At 58.0% G+C, this 16,973-nt stretch carries 17 protein-coding genes; 8 read left to right on the top strand and 9 right to left on the bottom strand.

All coding sequences use genetic code 11. The features are described 5' to 3' along the window. Positions 1-79: 79 nt before the first annotated feature. Genes C2U54_RS11605 through hutI form a run of 3 tightly spaced genes read right to left on the bottom strand, consistent with a single transcriptional unit; the run spans position 80 to position 3,017 of the window. On the bottom strand, positions 80-814 hold the full coding sequence (locus C2U54_RS11605; RefSeq protein ID WP_103178753.1) for a histidine utilization repressor: 735 nt from the start codon (positions 812-814) through the stop codon (positions 80-82). A 44-nt stretch (positions 815-858) separates the two neighbouring features. Then, positions 859-1,797: a formimidoylglutamase gene (hutG, locus tag C2U54_RS11600; protein ID WP_103178752.1), complete on the bottom strand. Its 939-nt coding sequence runs from the start codon at positions 1,795-1,797 to the stop codon at positions 859-861. Continuing rightward, positions 1,794-3,017: an imidazolonepropionase gene (gene hutI / locus C2U54_RS11595; protein WP_103178751.1), complete on the bottom strand. Its 1,224-nt coding sequence runs from the start codon at positions 3,015-3,017 to the stop codon at positions 1,794-1,796. The genes hutG and hutI overlap by 4 nt, the downstream gene beginning before the upstream one ends. A gap of 223 nt (positions 3,018-3,240) precedes the next feature. Here hutI and C2U54_RS11590 point away from each other — a divergent pair, with 223 nt between their 5' ends. Beyond that, on the top strand, positions 3,241-4,524 hold the full coding sequence (locus tag C2U54_RS11590) for a putative acyl-CoA thioester hydrolase (protein ID WP_103178750.1): 1,284 nt from the start codon (positions 3,241-3,243) through the stop codon (positions 4,522-4,524). Positions 4,525-4,576: 52 nt separating this feature from the next. Here the strand turns inward: C2U54_RS11590 and tisB are convergent, their stop codons facing one another. Beyond that, entirely contained in the window at positions 4,577-4,666 is a 90-nt protein-coding gene (tisB, locus tag C2U54_RS11585) for a type I toxin-antitoxin system toxin TisB (RefSeq protein ID WP_103178749.1), read from the bottom strand. A 440-nt stretch (positions 4,667-5,106) separates the two neighbouring features. Next, a complete protein-coding gene (gene pgl, locus C2U54_RS11580) occupies positions 5,107-6,102 on the bottom strand; it encodes a 6-phosphogluconolactonase (protein ID WP_103178748.1) in 996 nt (331 codons plus the stop codon). Positions 6,103-6,255: 153 nt separating this feature from the next. Between pgl and C2U54_RS11575 the strand changes: the two genes are divergently transcribed. Continuing rightward, positions 6,256-7,074, top strand: a complete 819-nt coding sequence (locus C2U54_RS11575; protein ID WP_103178747.1) for a pyridoxal phosphatase — start codon at positions 6,256-6,258, stop codon at positions 7,072-7,074. Here the strand turns inward: C2U54_RS11575 and modC are convergent, their stop codons facing one another. The 4 genes from modC to C2U54_RS11555 all read right to left on the bottom strand — a co-directional run bounded on the left by modC (position 7,075) and on the right by C2U54_RS11555 (position 9,927). After that, positions 7,075-8,133, bottom strand: a complete 1,059-nt coding sequence (gene modC, locus C2U54_RS11570; protein WP_103178746.1) for a molybdenum ABC transporter ATP-binding protein ModC — start codon at positions 8,131-8,133, stop codon at positions 7,075-7,077. It lies immediately after the preceding gene. Positions 8,134-8,135: 2 nt separating this feature from the next. Beyond that, positions 8,136-8,825, bottom strand: a complete 690-nt coding sequence (gene modB / locus C2U54_RS11565) for a molybdate ABC transporter permease subunit (protein WP_103178745.1) — start codon at positions 8,823-8,825, stop codon at positions 8,136-8,138. Next, positions 8,822-9,598, bottom strand: a complete 777-nt coding sequence (gene modA / locus C2U54_RS11560) for a molybdate ABC transporter substrate-binding protein (protein WP_103178744.1) — start codon at positions 9,596-9,598, stop codon at positions 8,822-8,824. The genes modB and modA overlap by 4 nt, the downstream gene beginning before the upstream one ends. A 179-nt stretch (positions 9,599-9,777) precedes the next feature. Then, entirely contained in the window at positions 9,778-9,927 is a 150-nt protein-coding gene (locus C2U54_RS11555; protein WP_103178743.1) for an AcrZ family multidrug efflux pump-associated protein, read from the bottom strand. A gap of 128 nt (positions 9,928-10,055) precedes the next feature. Between C2U54_RS11555 and modE the strand changes: the two genes are divergently transcribed. From modE to galM, 6 genes are all read left to right on the top strand, one after another. After that, a complete protein-coding gene (modE, locus tag C2U54_RS11550; RefSeq protein WP_103178742.1) occupies positions 10,056-10,844 on the top strand; it encodes a molybdenum-dependent transcriptional regulator in 789 nt (262 codons plus the stop codon). Between the two features lie 68 nt (positions 10,845-10,912). Beyond that, positions 10,913-12,382 (top strand): molybdate ABC transporter ATP-binding protein ModF, encoded by a 1,470-nt coding sequence (gene modF / locus C2U54_RS11545; RefSeq protein ID WP_103178741.1) that lies wholly within the window; start codon positions 10,913-10,915, stop codon positions 12,380-12,382. Positions 12,383-12,588: 206 nt separating this feature from the next. Beyond that, positions 12,589-13,605 carry a UDP-glucose 4-epimerase GalE gene (galE, locus tag C2U54_RS11540; RefSeq protein ID WP_103178740.1) on the top strand — a complete coding sequence of 339 codons (1,017 nt, stop codon included), beginning with the start codon at positions 12,589-12,591 and terminating at the stop codon, positions 13,603-13,605. Between the two features lie 9 nt (positions 13,606-13,614). After that, positions 13,615-14,661: a galactose-1-phosphate uridylyltransferase gene (galT, locus tag C2U54_RS11535; RefSeq protein ID WP_103178739.1), complete on the top strand. Its 1,047-nt coding sequence runs from the start codon at positions 13,615-13,617 to the stop codon at positions 14,659-14,661. Positions 14,662-14,663: 2 nt separating this feature from the next. Next, complete coding sequence (galK, locus tag C2U54_RS11530; protein ID WP_103178738.1) at positions 14,664-15,812, top strand: galactokinase; 1,149 nt, start codon at positions 14,664-14,666, stop codon at positions 15,810-15,812. Then, positions 15,806-16,846 (top strand): galactose-1-epimerase, encoded by a 1,041-nt coding sequence (galM, locus tag C2U54_RS11525; RefSeq protein WP_103178737.1) that lies wholly within the window; start codon positions 15,806-15,808, stop codon positions 16,844-16,846. The genes galK and galM overlap by 7 nt, the downstream gene beginning before the upstream one ends. The last annotated feature ends 127 nt before the right edge of the window (positions 16,847-16,973 follow it).

Here is a 16,973-nt window from a genome sequence, read left to right as displayed (position 1 = left end):
ATAGACAAGTGCACACAAGACCGGTTTTAACAATTACGATACATTTTTGTTATATTGCGTCAGCAATCACGCTTTTCGCTTATGACATAAAATGGCCCTGCAGCCGGTAGCGGTTGCCGGGGAAGAGCAGCCGGGCATGGGAGACGATATGGGAGGCTGACCAGGTGCGGCGGTGGATCAGCAGGCAGGGGTCGTGCTCCTTGATGCGCAGCAGTTCGCACTCCTTCGGCGTGGCCCGCACCGCCTCGACGATATGCTCCCCTTCCGTCAGCGGCGCAACCCGCGACAGATAAGCATGGGGCGTGGTGGTGGTGTAGTCCTGCTGAAGGTAGTCCGGCACCAGTGCGGCATTGACGCAGCGATCCTCTATCTGCACCGGGACGTCATTTTCATAGTGCAACATCAGGGAGTGAAAGATGCGCGATCCCTCTTTGACGTTCAACGCTACCGCCTGGGCGGCGCTGGCCTGCGTCTCTTCGAGGAACTGCACTTCACACCGGTGCTGATGGTTGCGGGAGGCGATCTCATCGGCAATGCTGCGGATCTCAAACAGCGCTGACTGCCCTTTTGGCTCGGCGACAAAGGTGCCGACCCCCTGCAGGCGCACCAGCAGCCCCTCATCGGTCAGCTCCCGCAGCGCGCGGTTGATGGTCATCCGGCTAAAGCCGAACTGGGCCACCAGCTCCGCCTCGGACGGGATACGATCGTGGGGACGCCAGACGCCGGTGGCGATTTGATGGCTGATCGCCTGCTTGACCTTTTCATAGAAAGGGGCTGGCGCACTGGCCTGCTGCTGCGGGGCGCGAGAGAACATAGCAATTCCTTAAGCCGTCATAAAAAATCGAGTATATACAAGCTTTATGCCCACCAGTGAGCGATTTGCCACGCCAGCCGTGCGGCGAGCTTCGCCCCCTGGCTGTCACGATCGAAGCCGGGACTGAACTCAACCAGATCGGCCGCCTGCAGTTTGCCGCTGCGACAGATCTGCTCGATGACCGGGAGCAGATCCCGGGCGGGAACCCCCAGCGCGGCGGGGGCCGACACGGCGGGCATCTCCCCGGCAGGCATGACGTCGAGATCGATAGTCAGGTAGACACGATCTGCCTGTTCAAGAAGCGTTGTGAGCGCGTCCAGCGCCTGCTGCCGGAAATCGAGATCCTCCACCAGCGTAACGTTCAGGCGCGCAGCCTCATCCCACAGCGCCTGAGTATTGGCCGCACGGCTGACGCCCAGACAGGCATAGTAAAACTCACGCTGCTGCGCGGCGCAGTACCGGGCCAGCTGGCGGAACGGCGTGCCGGAGGTCGCCTGGCGGGCGTTTCGCAGATCGAGATGGGCATCGAGGTTGACGATCGCCACCCGCTCGCCGGGAAAGGCATCCAGCACGCCGCGACCATGGGCCCAGGCGGTTTCATGTCCGCCGCCAAAAACTAAGGTGCGCATGCCCGCCTGCTGGCAGGCGGTGACCGTCTCGCTCAGGGCCTGCTGGGCCGCCTCCAGCGCATTGCCCTCTACGCCAATGTTACCCATATCCATCAGCCGATCGTGCCCCTGGTGGCTCGCCATGTTCGCCAGCGCACGGCGTAACACATCCGGTGCCTGGGCGGCGCCGGGGCGACCCTGATTGCGTCTGACCCCTTCGTCACAGGCGAAGCCAATCAGGGCGATACCGTCACCGGTCGGCATTGGCGTGTCGCTAAGTTGCACGGTCTGAAACAGGCGCAGCGCGTTGCTGGCCTCGCTGCTGTCGTCACGGCCTTGCCAGACGTCCGGTGAAACCGGCTGCCACAGGCTCATACTGTTTTTCCTCTGAATACGCGCTGATAAAGCGGGTTACGACCCGGCTCATAGACCATCTCCACCGGGTTTTTCGCATCCCAGATGGCCAGATCGGCGACAAACCCCGCCTTCAGCTGGCCGTGGGTCTCACCGCGGCCCAGCGCCTTCGCCGCATGCCGGGTGACACCTGCCCACGCCTCTTCCGGGGTTAAGCCAAACTGGACGCAGGCCATGTTCATCGCCAGGTGCAGGCTGGCGAACGGACTGGTGCCCGGGTTGTAGTCCGTGGCGACCGCCATCGGTATCCCCCGCTGGCGTAACCGCGCAACCGGCGGGCGCTGTCGCTCCTGTAAAAAGTAAAATGCGCTGGGGAGTAACACCGCCACGGTGCCGCTCTGCGCCATCGCGTCGACACCAGCCTCGTCGAGATATTCAATATGATCGGCGGAGAGCCCATGGTAACGACTCACCAGCGCAGTGCCGCCGAGACTGGAGAGCTGCTCAACGTGGCCTTTAATGGGAATGCCCAGCTTCTGCGCCGCCTGGAACACCCGCTCGCTCTGTTCGGGCGTAAACCCGACATTTTCGCAGAAGACATCCACAGCTTCGAAGAGCCCTTTTTCCCACAGTGCAGGCAGCATGTGCTGACAAACATGGTCGATGTAGGCATCCGGATCGTGGCGATACGCCTTCGGCACGGCGTGCGCCGCAAGCAGCGTCGGGCTGATCTCCATCGGGTTGGTCTGTGCAAGACGCCGGGCCACGCGCAGCATCTTCTCTTCGGATTCGTCATCCAGGCCGTAACCCGACTTTATCTCGAGGGTGGTGACACCCTCGCGCATTAAGCGCTGCAAGCGCTGCTGCGCAAGCTGTTCGAGCAGCTCAGGCGTGCTCTCCCGGGTGGCAGTGACCGTGGCGTTAATCCCGCCGCCCTGAGCGCTGATGGTCTGATAAGAGACGCCGTTGAGTCGCTGCTCCCACTCGGCGGCACGATCGCCACCAAACACCAGATGCGTATGGCAGTCGATCAGGCCCGGCGTCACCAGCCGCCCCTGTAAATCGATGATGTTGGGCAGATCCTCCGGCAGGTCAGATTCCGGCACGATGGCCAGGATGGTCTCACCGCGCACAATCAATGCCCGGTTTTCCAGCAGGCCATAGGGGGTGTCGTGGTCGGGATCCAGCGTCGCGAGGCGCAGGTTACGCCAGATCAGATCGTCAGGATAAAGTTGCAGCATCGGGCTTCCACTTGTCATGGGTTGTATAGACATTTATTTTCATTCCTGTCGCCCTGTCAATCGCCTTTACCGAGATTGTTATTTATTTGTGACAACTTCCTCGCTAACCGCGGGAAGAAAAAGCAACTTTTTGCCTTTTATTCTTCCCGTTTCGCTCAACTTAGTATAAAAAAGCAGGCTATTTCAGTTGTCCCCCTATTGATATGTTTTGCAGGAGCTTCCCTTGAACATTTCCAGGATTTCTCGTCTGGCGCTGGCACTCGCATTTGGCGTGACGTTATCGGCGTGCAGCTCTACTCCGCCGGATCAACTGCCATCAGAGCAGGTTGCGCCGGGCACGGCTTCCCGTCCGATCCTCTCCGCTGACGAAGCGAAAAACTTCCAGCAGGCTCGCTACTTTACGGCCATGGATCCGAACGCGGCGCCGTGGAGTCCTTATGCCATCCGCCTGCCTGAGCAGCCGAACTTTGTGGTTGGCCCGGCGGGAACCCAGGGCGTGACGCACACCTCCATCCAGGCGGCAGTCGATGCTGCCATTGCTAAGCACAGCAGCTCCCGTCAGTACATCGCCATTTTACCGGGCGAATACGAAGGTACTGTGTATGTGCCCGCCGCGCCGGGGAGCGTGACGATCTACGGTACGGGTGAAAAACCGATCGATGTCAAAATTGGTCTGGCGATCGACTCCGAGATCGACACCGCAACCTGGCGTCACCTGGTTAACCCGGGCGGCAAATATATGCCGGGCAAACCGGCCTGGTATATGTTCGACCGTTGCCAGAGCAAGCACAGCGCCACCGTTGGCCTGATGTGTTCCGCGGTCTTCTGGTCGCAGAACAACGGTCTGCAGCTGCAGAACCTGACCATTGAAAACAATCTGGGTGACAGCGTGGATGCCGGAAACCACCAGGCGGTGGCTCTGCGCAGCGATGGCGATCGGGTGCAAATCGACAAGGTGAACATTCTGGGTCGCCAGAACACCTTCTTCGTCACTAACAGCGGCGTTGACAACACCCTGAAAAACAACCGTATCACCCGTACGCTGGTGACCAACAGCTACATTGAAGGGGATGTGGATATGGTTTCTGGTCGCGGTGCCGTGGTGTTTGATAACACCGATTTCCGCGTCATGAACACCCGTACCCAGCAGGAAGGCTACGTCTTCGCCCCTGCGACGCAGTCCAATCTGTTCTACGGCTTCCTGGCAGTGAACAGCCGCTTTACCGCGATGGGCGACGGCGTGGCACAACTCGGCCGCTCCCTGGATGTCGATTCCGCCACTAACGGTCAGGTGGTGATCCGCGACAGCGTGATCAACGAAGGCTTTAATATGGCTAAACCGTGGGGCAACGCCGCCATCTCTCAGCGTCCGTATGCGGGTAACACCGGTGCGGTGGATGAGAAAGGCAACGTGCAGCGTAACCTCAACGACGCTAACTTCAACCGCATGTGGGAATACAACAACCGCGGCGTGGGAAGTAAAGTGATCGCAGAGCCGAAGCAGTAAATATTTAGCAAAAAGGGGGAGCAACTCCCCCTTAATGCTGCGGCTGAACACGTCAGGCACCGGTTTTAAGATACGCATCCAGCAGTTGCAGAACTGCAACCATGAGTTGCAGGAACAGAATTATCCATCCCATCATGCTCATACGCCACTCCTTGGGTCAGGAGCACTTCCACTGACTTACCTTTCCGCTGCCTGTCGCCAGTGGGCGTTGGTTTATGTTGATGTGCTCCGCAGTTAAGGCACTGACGGCACCACCCGCCAGCCAGGACTTAAAAGTGATCCCAGATTGCGGACTGCCACACATCTACACCAACAGTTCTGATTATAAGCAGACGAGACTGGATATTTAAACAGTCTTTTATCAAATAGGAATTTATAAAGGAGCGCGGTTAAAATCAATATTATTCAAACATTTAAGTTAATATCACTACGAGTCACTCTTCCAGGATTAAGCAACTGACGTTGTGCAAAGGGTCAGTACGACGCTAATATAAGGCGGTTGGTTTATGTTGATGTGCTCACCCGGCTACCACCGGGCATAAAAAAACCTCGCATTCGCGAGGTTTTTTTATTTCATCCGTCTTAGTGCGCGTTAACCACCACCCACATTGGCCCCTGGCCGACGGCGTAACGTCCCATCTCTTCAAGCAGCCCCTGCTCACCCTGAATTTCATACAGCGCGATATGGTGCGATTTTTGCCCCGCCGCAATCAGGAATTTACCGCTGTGATCGACGTTGAAGCCGCGCGGCTGCGTTTCGGTTGGCTGGAAGCCTTCGATAGCCAGCACGCTACCATCTTCCGAAACACTAAACACGGTGATCAGGCTGGAGGTACGGTCACAGGTATAGAGGTGACGGCCATCAGGTGTGATATGGATATCTGCCCCCCAACGGGTATCGGTGAAATCAGACGGCATCATGTCCAGGGTCTGCACGCACTCAATCTTGCCGTGCGGATCGCGCAAGGCCCAGACGTCTACCGTGCAGTTCAGCTCATTCACCACGTAGGCGTACTGCTGATTCGGATGGAATGCCATATGACGCGGCCCGGCCCCTTCAACGGTAGCCACTTCCGCCGGGTTCTGCGCGGTCAGCTTGCCGTCATCACCCAGCGTAAACAGGCAGATGCGATCCTGCTTCAGCGCCGGCACCCACAGAGTGCGGTTATCCGGGGAGATGTTCGCCGAGTGGCACCCTTCCAGCCCTTCAACCACCTCAACGGTTTCGCCAGGAATACCATCATCCAGACGGGTTACGCTGACGCAGCCGGCATTGTAGGAGCCGCTAAAAATGAAGCGTCCCTGCAGATCGGTGGAGATATGCGTCGGGCTGCCGGGCAGCGCGGCTTCGGCCGTGTATGTCAGAGCGCCATCTTCAGGCGAGATACGGTACGCGAGCACGCGGAACTCCGGGCGAACACCCACATACAGGAAACGTTTATCCGGGCTGATCACCATCGGCTGAACCTGGCCGGGAACATCGACAACCTGAACCAGGGTGAGCGAACCTTCGGGATTCAGACGCCAGACATGGATCTGCTGGCTTTCAGGACTGGCGGTATAAACGGTTTGTTTCATGAATGCTCCTTTCCTCACTGCGCGTAAAAGTAATGTACCAGGATAGTCGTTTTTAACGGTGAATGCTGAATTTTAACCAGGAATTTTGCAGCGTTACTTGCACGGTGTACCATCTGCGCATCCCCTCCTTTCAACATTAACCCGGAATATCAAATGACCTCGCGTGTGATTGCACTGGATTTAGACGGTACGCTGTTAACGCCGCAAAAAACCCTGCTCCCCTCTTCGCTTGAAGCACTGAAGCGTGCCCAGGAGGTGGGATATCAACTCCTCATCGTGACGGGTCGGCATCACGTTGCTATTCATCCTTTTTATCAGGCACTGGCGTTAGATACACCTGCAATTTGTTGTAATGGAACCTATTTGTATGATTATCAAGCAAAAAAGGTTCTGCAAGCCGATCCCTTACCGGTTCCGCAGGCGCTGCAACTGATCGATCTGCTCGATGAGCATGCCATTCACGGCCTGATGTATGTTGACGACGCGATGCTGTACGAGCGTCCTACCGGCCACGTGATTCGCACCAGCAACTGGGCACAGGCGCTGCCGGAAGCGCAGCGCCCGGTCTTCACGCAGGTGCCGTCCCTCGCCCAGGCCGCCCGTGAGGTCAACGCGATCTGGAAATTTGCCCTGACCGGTGAGGACACAGGCAAACTCAACGACTTTGCCACACAGGTTGAGCAGACGCTGGGGCTGGAGTGCGAATGGTCGTGGCACGATCAGGTGGATATCGCCCGTAAAGGCAACAGCAAGGGGAAACGCCTGACGGAGTATGTGGAATCCATCGGCGGCTCTATGAAGGACGTCATTGCCTTTGGCGATAACTACAATGACATCAGCATGCTGGAAGCGGCTGGTACCGGAGTGGCGATGGGGAATGCGGACGACGCCGTCAAAGCGCGCGCGAATGTGGTGATCGGCGATAACACCACCAACAGCATCGCCGAATTTATCTATACCCGTCTGCTGTGATCAGGTGGTGATGGAGACGCTCTTGATCTGCGCGTAGAGCCAGAGGCCAGGTTTGATCCCCAGTTCATCTCTGGCCCACGGGCTGATGCGGGCCCACAGCGTGCGGCTGCCAATCTCCAGCTGCACCTCCACCTGACCGTTGTCGTCGTAACACTGGGCGACCTTGGCGCGCAGAATATTACGGATGCTGCTCTGTAGCGGCGGCTGGAGTACCAGCGAGACATCGGACGCCTGAATGCGAATGCGCAGGTTGGTTTGCAGCGGTTTATCCAGCTTGTTGACCCAGACATGCTGATCGCCGATAGCCAGGGCGGTCATGGCATAGTGCGGATGGTGTTCCAGCACGCTCACCTTCAGAATGCTGCTTTGCTGCTCCTGCGGCAGCCAGGGATGCATTACGCTGCTCCCCCACACCTCTTCCAGATTACCGAACGCTTTCACGCTGCCATTTTCCAGCACCAGTACCTTATCGGCCAGATGCAGGATCTCATCCAGCGAATGGCTCACATAGAGCATCGGGATGTTGATTTCGCGGGCCAGGCGCTGCAGATAAGGCAGCAGCTCGCGCTTACGGGGGATATCGAGGGAGGCCAGCGGTTCGTCCAGCAGCAGCAGTTCCGGGGCAGTAAGCAGCGCCCGGCCTATCGCCACGCGCTGCTTTTCGCCGCCCGACAGCGACGACGGCAGCCGGTCAAGCAGGTGCTCAATGCCCAGCAAAGCCACCAGCTTATCGAACTGCCCGGCCATGCTTTTCGCCATGCCGTAACGCAGGTTACCCAGTACTTTGTAATGGGGAAACAGCCTGGCGTCCTGGAAGACATAACCAATCCGGCGCTTTTCTGGCGCGAGAAAAATACGCTTTTCGGCATCGTTCAGCACCCGATCGTTGAGTACGATCCGCCCCGTCTGAGGTCGCGTCAGCCCGCTTATCGCGTTGATTAGCGACGTTTTGCCCGCGCCGGAGACGCCAAAAATGGCGGTAATGCCGCTGGCTGGCAGGGTTTCGTTGAGGGTCAGGCAGTGATCGCCCAGCGTCTGGGTAAAATTGAGTTCCAGCATGATTATTTCCCCATCCGTTCACGGCTGATGCGCGCCAGCCACTCCGACACCAGCAGCGACACCAGCGCCAGCACAATGGAGATCAGGCACAACCGCGCCGCAGCCCCCTCGCCACCCGGGGTCTGGATCAGGGTATACATGGCCGACGGGAGAGTGCGTGTTTCGCCCGGAATGTTGGAAACAAAAGTGATGGTGGCGCCAAACTCCCCCAGCGAGCGGGCAAATGCCAGCACCGTGCCGACAATAATGCCCGGCAGCGTCAGGGGAAGCGTAATGGTGAAAAAGACGCGCCAGCGCCCGGCCCCGAGGGTACGGGCCGCCTGTTCAAGTTTAAGATCGACCCCTTCCAGCGCCAGGCGGATCGCCCGTACCATCAGCGGGAATGACATCACCGCCGCCGCCAGCACGGCGCCGCGCCAGCTGAAGGCAAAGCTAATGCCAAACCACTCATACAGGCGCTCGCCGATAAAACCGCGCCGCCCCATGGCAATCAGCAGCAGATACCCTACCACCACCGGCGGCAGCACCAGAGGAAGGTGCAAAATACTGTCGAGGAGTGCTTTGCCCGGAAACTGACAGCGAACCAGTAACCAGGCGAAAAAGATCCCAAAGGGCAAACTCAATGCAACCGCGAGGGAAGAGACTTTCAGGCTCAGCAGCACGGCCTGCCATTCGGGATCGGTCAATATCATTCGTGCGTCGTAAATCCGTAACGTTTAAAGATGGCAGACGCCTGCGGCCCCTTCAGATAATCGTAAAAGGCGCTGACGGTTGCGTTTTTATGTCCATCAATGATGGCCACAGGATATTCCACTTTCTTATGCGAGTCTTCAGGGAACGTACCCACCACTTTCACCCCTTTTTCAGCAACCGCATCGGAACCGTAGACGATCCCAAGCGGCGCTTCATTGCGCGCCACCAGTGCCAGCGCGCCGCGCACATCTTCCGCAGGCGCCAGTTCAGGAGCCAGCGTCTCCCAGGCACCCAGTTTTTGCAGCGCCTCTTTAGCGTAAATGCCTGCCGGAACGTGTTCCGGATCGCCCACCGCCAGACGCCCCCCTTTCAGCAGGCTGCTCCAGGGCGTCTCCTTGTTGATAGCCACCTCGCTCTGGGCGCTGGCTTTCGGCGCCACCACAACCAGGCTGTTGCCGAGCAGGGTGACACGGCTCGCCGCATCAACCGCTTTTTTATCGACGGCGTAATCCATCCACTTCTGATCGGCCGATATAAAGAGGTCGGCAGGGGCGCCTGCTTCAATCTGTCGCGCCAGAGTGGACGAAGAGGCAAATGACGACACCACGTCGACGTTTTTCTCTTTTTTATACACCGCGGCAATATCCTGCATTGCGTTCGTCAGTGATGCGGCGGCAAAGACGGTGATCTTGCCTTCGTCTGCCAGCGCCTGGCCGGCCAGCGTGAGTGTCAGCGTCACGCCCGTAACCAATCCTGACCATGTACGTTTCATTTAAAGCTCCTGCAAAGACCGTTATATAAATTGAAATATAACGATAACCGTCAGGTTTGCCCAGCGTTAAATCGTACCGATCGGGGAGTAGATCAATTTTGTCCTGAAAATAGTATCGGCGAGGAAGGGGGAAACTTGAGAGCAAAACGCCCGGCGGAACCGGGCGTTTTAAAAGGGAATTAATGCTGTTTTTTCGGCTGTTTTCTGTGGCCGACATTGGAAAAGATGTTGAACACCTCACCCAGGCCGTAGATGGCACCGAGGATGATAGCCATCACCACTGGTACCATGATCACGGCGAATACCAGACTTTTCAGCAACTCTAACATGGCTTTCTCCAGACAATGTGAATTGCCTTATTCTAACCGGAAAAGCGAGAATTACATCCCCTTTTGTGCGGTACAGTTTGCGCCGGTAACGAATTACGTCACAATAACCCTTTTGCCAGGACATTGTTATGCAGGCCGAAATTCTCCTCACCCTACGTCTTTCGCAAAAACTGTTCGCCGATCCCCGCCGCATTGCCCTGCTCAAGCAAATTGAGCAAACCGGCTCCATCAGCCAGGGGGCAAAAAACGCCGGAATTAGCTATAAAAGCGCGTGGGATGCCATCAACGAGATGAACACGCTGAGCGAACAGACCCTGGTCGATCGCGCCACCGGCGGCAAAGGCGGCGGCGGTGCCATCCTGACGCGCTACGGGCAGCGGCTGATCCAGCTCTATGACCTGCTGGCGCAGATCCAGCAAAAGGCCTTTGATGTTTTAAGCGATGACGACGCCCTGCCGCTGGACAGCCTGCTCGGCGCCATCTCGCGTTTCTCTTTGCAAACCAGCGCCCGCAACCAGTGGTTTGGCACGGTCACCGCCCGCGATGATGACCAGGTCCAGCAGCATGTCGATATTTTACTCGCCGACGGCACCACCCGCCTGAAAGTTGCCATTACGGCCCAGAGCGGCAAGCGGCTGGGGCTGGATGAGGGCAAAGAGGTGCTGGTGCTGCTGAAAGCGCCATGGGTCAACATCACGCTGGACAGGGAAACGGCAAAACAGGCGGATAACCAGCTACAGGGAGTTATCAACCATATCGACCGTGGCGACGAGCAGTGTGAAGTGCTGATGACCCTGCCCGACGGCCAGACGCTCTGCGCCACCGTGCCGCTGGCCCAGAGCCAGGATTTAGAAGAAGGTGCTGAGGCGACCGCATATTTTAATGCCGACCGGGTGATTATCGCCACGTTGTGCTAAGCGCATTGACATGTGTGCCGACAGTGGGTTATCCCTGATGCTTATTGCTGCAAAAAATGGGATAAATCATGTCATCATTGCAAATTTCGCAAGGCACGTTTCGTCTTAGCGACACGCGCACGCTCACCCTCGCTGATTTTACGTTGAATGGTGGTGAAAGCTGGGCTTTTGTGGGCAGTAACGGCAGCGGCAAATCTGCCGTCGCCCGCGCCCTGGCTGGCGAGCTGACGCTGCTGAAGGGCGAACGCCAGAGCAGTTTCACCCGCGTGACCCGCCTCTCCTTCGAGCAACTGCAGAAACTGGTCAGCGACGAGTGGCAGCGTAACAACACCGATATGCTCAGCCCCGATGAAGATGATACTGGCCGAACGGCCGCTGAAATCATTCAGGACGAGATCAAAGACGACGTCCGTTGCCGCCAGCTGGCGGAACAGTTCGGCATCACTTACCTGCTGGAGAGACGTTTCAAGTATCTTTCTACCGGTGAAACCCGCAAAACATTGCTGTGCCAGGCCCTGATGGCCGACCCCGACCTGCTGATCCTGGATGAACCTTTTGACGGCCTCGACGTGCAATCCCGCAGCCAGCTGGCGGATCTGCTGGCCTCGCTTAATCAGCAGGGCTATACCCTGGTGCTGGTGCTGAACCGTTTTGACGAGATCCCCGATTTTGTCCAGCACGCGGGAGTGTTGGCCGACTGCACCCTGACGGCGGTGGGCGAAAAAGCGGCTCTGCTGAAGCAGGCGTTGATTGCCCAACTGGCGCACAGTGAAAAACTGAACGGCATTACCCTGCCCGAACCGGATGCGCCGTCTGCGCGTCACGCTTTGCCGGAGGGCGAGGCGCGGATTGTGCTGAATAACGGCGTGGTCTCCTATAACGATCGTCCGATCCTCAACCAGTTAAGCTGGACGGTAAATCCCGGCGAGCACTGGCAGATTGTCGGCCCTAATGGCGCCGGGAAATCGACCCTGCTTAGCCTCATTACCGGGGATCACCCCCAGGGCTACAGCAACGATCTCACCCTCTTTGGCCGCCGTCGCGGCAGCGGCGAAACCATCTGGGATATCAAAAAACATATTGGCTACGTCAGCAGCAGCCTGCACCTCGATTACCGCGTCAGTACCACGGTGCGCAACGTCATCCTGTCCGGTTATTTCGACTCCATCGGGATTTATCAGGCGGTGTCTGACCGGCAGCACAAGCTGGCGCAGCAGTGGCTGGATATTCTGGGGATGGATAACCGGGTTGCGGATGCCCCGTTCAGCAGCCTGTCGTGGGGCCAGCAGCGGCTGGCACTCATCGTGCGCGCGCTGGTGAAACACCCGACGCTGCTGATCCTCGACGAGCCGCTACAGGGGCTGGATCCCCTGAACCGCCAGCTTATTCGCCGTTTTGTTGATGTCCTGATTAGCGAAGGTGAAACGCAGCTACTGTTTGTTTCTCACCATGCCGAAGACGCGCCCGCCTGTATCACCCACCGCCTGGAATTTGTCGCCAACGGCGACGGCTATCGCTACCAGGTTGGCCGCATCTGACATCCTGACGGGGGCCACGCCCCCGCTCTTTTTCGGACAACCTGCAACATCCCACCCCAAGCGCTTTGATCTACAATCCTTTTTTAGCCGGAGAGCAGCTGCGTTTTGTGCAGTGTAAACGATTCCACTATTTTATCCCATGTCACACTTTCCTGCTCTCTGTTATGCTAGGATTATCTCATACCATAAGCCTAATGGAGCGAAATATGCGAGTTCTGGTAACAGGTGGTAGCGGTTACATAGGAAGTCATACCTGTGTGCAACTGCTGCAAAATGGCCATGACGTCATCATCCTTGATAACCTGTGCAACAGTAAACGCAGCGTGCTGCCGGTTATGGAGCGCCTGGCCGGTAAACAGCCTGCTTTTGTCGAAGGCGATATTCGTAACGAAGCGCTGATGACTGAGATCCTGCACGATCACGCCATTGATACGGTGATTCACTTTGCTGGCCTGAAAGCGGTGGGCGAATCCGTGGCGAAGCCGCTGGAATATTACGACAACAACGTCAACGGCACGCTGCGCCTGGTCTCTGCCATGCGCGCGGCGGGCGTCAAAAACTTGATCTTCAGTTCTTCCGCCACCGTCTACGGCGACCAGCCGCAAATCCCTTATGTTGAAAGCTTCCCGACCGGTACGCCGCAAAGCCCGTACGGCAAGAGCAAGCTGATGGTGGAACAGATCCTGACCGACCTGCAAAAAGCACAGCCGGAGTGGAGCATCGCCCTGCTGCGTTATTTCAACCCGGTGGGCGCGCACCCATCCGGCGACATGGGTGAAGATCCGCAGGGCATTCCTAACAACCTGATGCCCTATATTGCCCAGGTTGCGGTAGGCCGTCGTGACTCGCTGGCGGTCTTCGGCAACGACTACCCTACCCCGGACGGCACCGGCGTTCGCGACTACATTCACGTGATGGATCTCGCCGACGGCCACGTCGCCGCCATGCAGCAGTTGGCCAATAAACCGGGCGTTCACATTTACAACCTCGGTGCGGGCGTCGGCAGCAGCGTGCTGGATGTGGTGAATGCCTTCAGCGCCGCCTGCGGCAAACCGGTGAGCTACCACTTCGCCCCGCGTCGCGACGGCGATCTGCCTGCCTACTGGGCCGATGCATCGAAGGCGGATAAAGAGCTTAACTGGCGTGTCTCCCGCACGCTTGACGAAATGGCACAGGATACCTGGCGCTGGCAGTCTCGCCACCCACAAGGCTATCCGGACTAAGGACCTGTCATGACCCAATTTAACCCCGTCGATCACCCGCATCGTCGTTTTAATCCATTAACCGGGCAGTGGATCCTGGTCTCTCCGCATCGCGCCAAACGCCCCTGGCAGGGCGCGCAGGAGACACCGTCCAGCGAGACACTGCCCCAGCACGATCCGGACTGCTTCCTCTGTCCGGGAAATACTCGCGTCACCGGCGATATCAACCCGGACTACAAAGGCACCTTCGTCTTTACCAATGACTTTGCCGCCCTGATGACCGACACGCCGGACGCCCCGCAGAGTGACGATCCGCTGCTGCGCTGCGAAAGCGCGCGCGGCACCAGCCGGGTAATCTGTTTCTCGCCGGATCACAGCAAAACCCTGCCGGAGCTGAGCGTAGAAGCGCTGACCGAAGTGGTGAAAACCTGGCAGGAACAGACCGCCGAACTGGGACAAACCTATCCCTGGGTGCAGGTCTTCGAGAACAAAGGCGCGGCGATGGGCTGCTCGAATCCCCATCCCCACGGCCAGGTGTGGGCCAACAGCTTTATGCCTAACGAAGTGGAGCGGGAAGATCGCCTGCAAAAAGCCTATTACGCTGAGCAGCAGTCGTCCATGCTGCTGGACTATGTCCAGCGCGAGCTGGCTGATGGCAGCCGCACCGTCGTGGAAACCGAACACTGGTTAGCGGTGGTGCCATACTGGGCGGCATGGCCATTCGAGACCCTGCTGCTGCCGAAAGCCCACGTTCTGCGGTTAACCGATCTGAGCGACGCCCAGCGCAGCGATCTGGCGCTGGCGCTGAAAAAACTGACCAGCCGCTATGACAATCTGTTCCAGTGCTCCTTCCCCTATTCCATGGGCTGGCACGGCGCACCGTTTAATGGCGAAGAGAATCAACACTGGCAGCTGCACGCCCACTTCTATCCGCCGCTGCTGCGCTCCGCCACCGTACGTAAGTTTATGGTCGGCTATGAGATGCTGGCAGAAACCCAGCGTGACCTGACGGCGGAGCAGGCCGCAGAGCGTCTGCGTGCAGTGAGTGATGTCCATTTTCGCGAATCCGGAGAATAACAATGAGTCTGAAAGATAAAACCCACGCCCTGTTTGCTGAAAAATTTGGTTATCCCGCCACTCACGCAATCCAGGCGCCAGGCCGCGTTAACCTCATCGGCGAACATACCGACTACAACGACGGTTTCGTCCTGCCCTGCGCCATTGATTACCAGACGGTGATCAGCTGCGCAAAACGCGACGACCGCAAGGTGCGCGTGATGGCTGCGGATTATGACAACCAGATCGATGAATTTTCGCTGGATGAGCCGATTGTTGCCCATGACAGCCAGCAGTGGTCTAACTACGTCCGCGGCGTGGTGAAGCATCTGCAAAAACGTAACAAGGAGTTTGGCGGCGCAGATCTGGTGATCAGCGGCAACGTCCCACAGGGTGCGGGCCTGAGCTCCTCTGCCTCGCTGGAAGTGGCTGTCGGCACCGTCTTCCAGCAGCTTTATCACCTGCCGCTGGACGGTGCGCAGATCGCCCTTAACGGCCAGGAAGCAGAGAACCAGTTCGTCGGCTGTAACTGCGGCATCATGGATCAGCTGATCTCGGCGCTGGGCAAAAAAGGCCACGCGTTACTGATCGACTGCCGCTCGCTGGGCACCAAAGCGGTCAGCCTGCCGAAAGGCGCGGCGGTGATCATCATCAACAGTAATTTCAAACGCACCCTGGTGGGCAGCGAGTACAACACCCGCCGTGAGCAGTGTGAAACCGGCGCGCGCTTCTTCCAGCAGTCTGCGCTGCGTGATGTCTCGCTCACCGAGTTCAATAAAGTGGCCCACGAGCTGGACCCGGTAGTGGCAAAACGCGTTCGTCACGTCCTGACCGAAAACGCCCGTACCATAGAAGCAGCGGCTGCGCTGGAGAAAGGCGATCTGCAACGGATGGGTGAGCTGATGGCCGAGTCGCATGCTTCCATGCGCGATGACTTCGAAATCACCGTTCCACAGATCGACACCCTGGTTGAGATTGTGAAATCCGCCATTGGCGATCAAGGCGGCGTGCGTATGACCGGCGGCGGCTTCGGCGGCTGCGTGGTGGCGCTGGTACCGGAGGAACTGGTGCCGGTTGTTCAGCAAGCCGTGGAACAACAGTATGAAGCCAAAACCGGTATCAAAGAGACTTTCTATGTTTGTAATGCATCACAAGGAGCTGGCCAGTGCTAAACGAAACACCTGTTCTCGCCCCTGACGGCCTGCCGTATCGCCTGATCACCCTGCGCAACGAAGCAGGGATGGTCGTCACGCTGATGGACTGGGGTGCGACGCTGCTCTCCGCCCGCGTCCCGATGACCGACGGCAGCGTCCGCGAAACCCTGCTCGGCTGTGCGTCACCTGAGCAGTATGTGGAGCAAACGGCCTTCCTGGGCGCCTCGGTAGGCCGTTATGCCAACCGTATCGCCAAAAGCCGCTTTGAACTGGACGGCGTGCGCTATGACCTGCTGCCAAGCCAGGGCGAAAACCAGCTCCACGGCGGCCCGGATGGATTCGACAAGCGCCGCTGGCGCATTGTGCAGCAGAACGATGGCGAAGCGCTGTTGGCCCTCGACTCCCCGGATGGCGACCAGGGCTACCCTGGCAACTGTTCGACGAGCGTCCATTATCGCTTAACGGAGGACAACCGGATCGCCATTACCTACCGCGCCACCGTGGATAAACCTTGCCCGGTCAATCTGACCAACCACGCTTACTTCAACCTCGACGGCGACTGCAGCGACGTGCGTAACCACAGGCTGCAACTGCTGGCCCAGCGCTATCTGCCGGTCGATGAAATGGGGATCCCCCATGAAGGATTAAAAGCGGTGGCGGGTACCAGTTTTGATTTCCGCACTACCAAAGCTATCGCCCAGGATTTCCTGGCGGATGACCACCAGCGCAAGGTGAACGGTTACGATCATGCTTTCCTCCTTGATGCCCAGGGCGATCTGAGCCAGCCCGCGGCGCATCTCTGGTCTGCCGATGAAAAGCTGCAGATGACGGTCTATACCACCGCCCCTGCCCTGCAATTCTATTCTGGTAACTTCCTCGAGGGTACCCCGGCGCGCGAAGATGGAGAATACCGGGCCTGGCAGGGTCTGGCGCTGGAGAGCGAGTTCTTACCCGATAGCCCGAATCATGGGGAATGGCCGCAGCCTGACTGCATACTGCGCCCGGGCGAAGAGTACATCAGCGTTACCGAATATCACTTTATTGCGCAATAAAAACCAGCCCTCCTGCCGGAGGGCTTTTTTTATCCATCTTGCTGAAAATAGCGCCAGTCACCGACAAAATCACAACCCCTCATTCACAAGCATCTTACACTGCGACACTATTTTCGCTATGGTTAGG

The sequence above is a fragment of the Leclercia sp. LSNIH1 genome, assembly GCF_002902985.1.
Taxonomy (GTDB): Bacteria; Pseudomonadota; Gammaproteobacteria; order Enterobacterales; family Enterobacteriaceae; genus Enterobacter.
This window is presented reverse-complemented; position numbering and strand designations above follow the sequence as displayed.

Bases quoted from the DNA above. Each gene is read 5' to 3' on its own strand.
- C2U54_RS11605 (WP_103178753.1), bottom strand. From the start codon at position 814: ATGTTCTCTCGCGCCCCGCAGCAGCAGGCCAGTGCGCCAGCCCCTTTC.
- modF (WP_103178741.1), top strand. From the start codon at position 10,913: ATGTCATCATTGCAAATTTCGCAAGGCACGTTTCGTCTTAGCGACACG.
- galT (WP_103178739.1), top strand. From the start codon at position 13,615: ATGACCCAATTTAACCCCGTCGATCACCCGCATCGTCGTTTTAATCCA.
- modE (WP_103178742.1), top strand. From the start codon at position 10,056: ATGCAGGCCGAAATTCTCCTCACCCTACGTCTTTCGCAAAAACTGTTC.
- modA (WP_103178744.1), bottom strand. From the start codon at position 9,598: ATGAAACGTACATGGTCAGGATTGGTTACGGGCGTGACGCTGACACTC.
- galE (WP_103178740.1), top strand. From the start codon at position 12,589: ATGCGAGTTCTGGTAACAGGTGGTAGCGGTTACATAGGAAGTCATACC.
- galK (WP_103178738.1), top strand. From the start codon at position 14,664: ATGAGTCTGAAAGATAAAACCCACGCCCTGTTTGCTGAAAAATTTGGT.
- pgl (WP_103178748.1), bottom strand. From the start codon at position 6,102: ATGAAACAAACCGTTTATACCGCCAGTCCTGAAAGCCAGCAGATCCAT.
- modB (WP_103178745.1), bottom strand. From the start codon at position 8,825: ATGATATTGACCGATCCCGAATGGCAGGCCGTGCTGCTGAGCCTGAAA.
- tisB (WP_103178749.1), bottom strand. From the start codon at position 4,666: ATGAGCATGATGGGATGGATAATTCTGTTCCTGCAACTCATGGTTGCA.
- C2U54_RS11575 (WP_103178747.1), top strand. From the start codon at position 6,256: ATGACCTCGCGTGTGATTGCACTGGATTTAGACGGTACGCTGTTAACG.
- hutG (WP_103178752.1), bottom strand. From the start codon at position 1,797: ATGAGCCTGTGGCAGCCGGTTTCACCGGACGTCTGGCAAGGCCGTGAC.
- C2U54_RS11555 (WP_103178743.1), bottom strand. From the start codon at position 9,927: ATGTTAGAGTTGCTGAAAAGTCTGGTATTCGCCGTGATCATGGTACCA.
- hutI (WP_103178751.1), bottom strand. From the start codon at position 3,017: ATGCTGCAACTTTATCCTGACGATCTGATCTGGCGTAACCTGCGCCTC.
- modC (WP_103178746.1), bottom strand. From the start codon at position 8,133: ATGCTGGAACTCAATTTTACCCAGACGCTGGGCGATCACTGCCTGACC.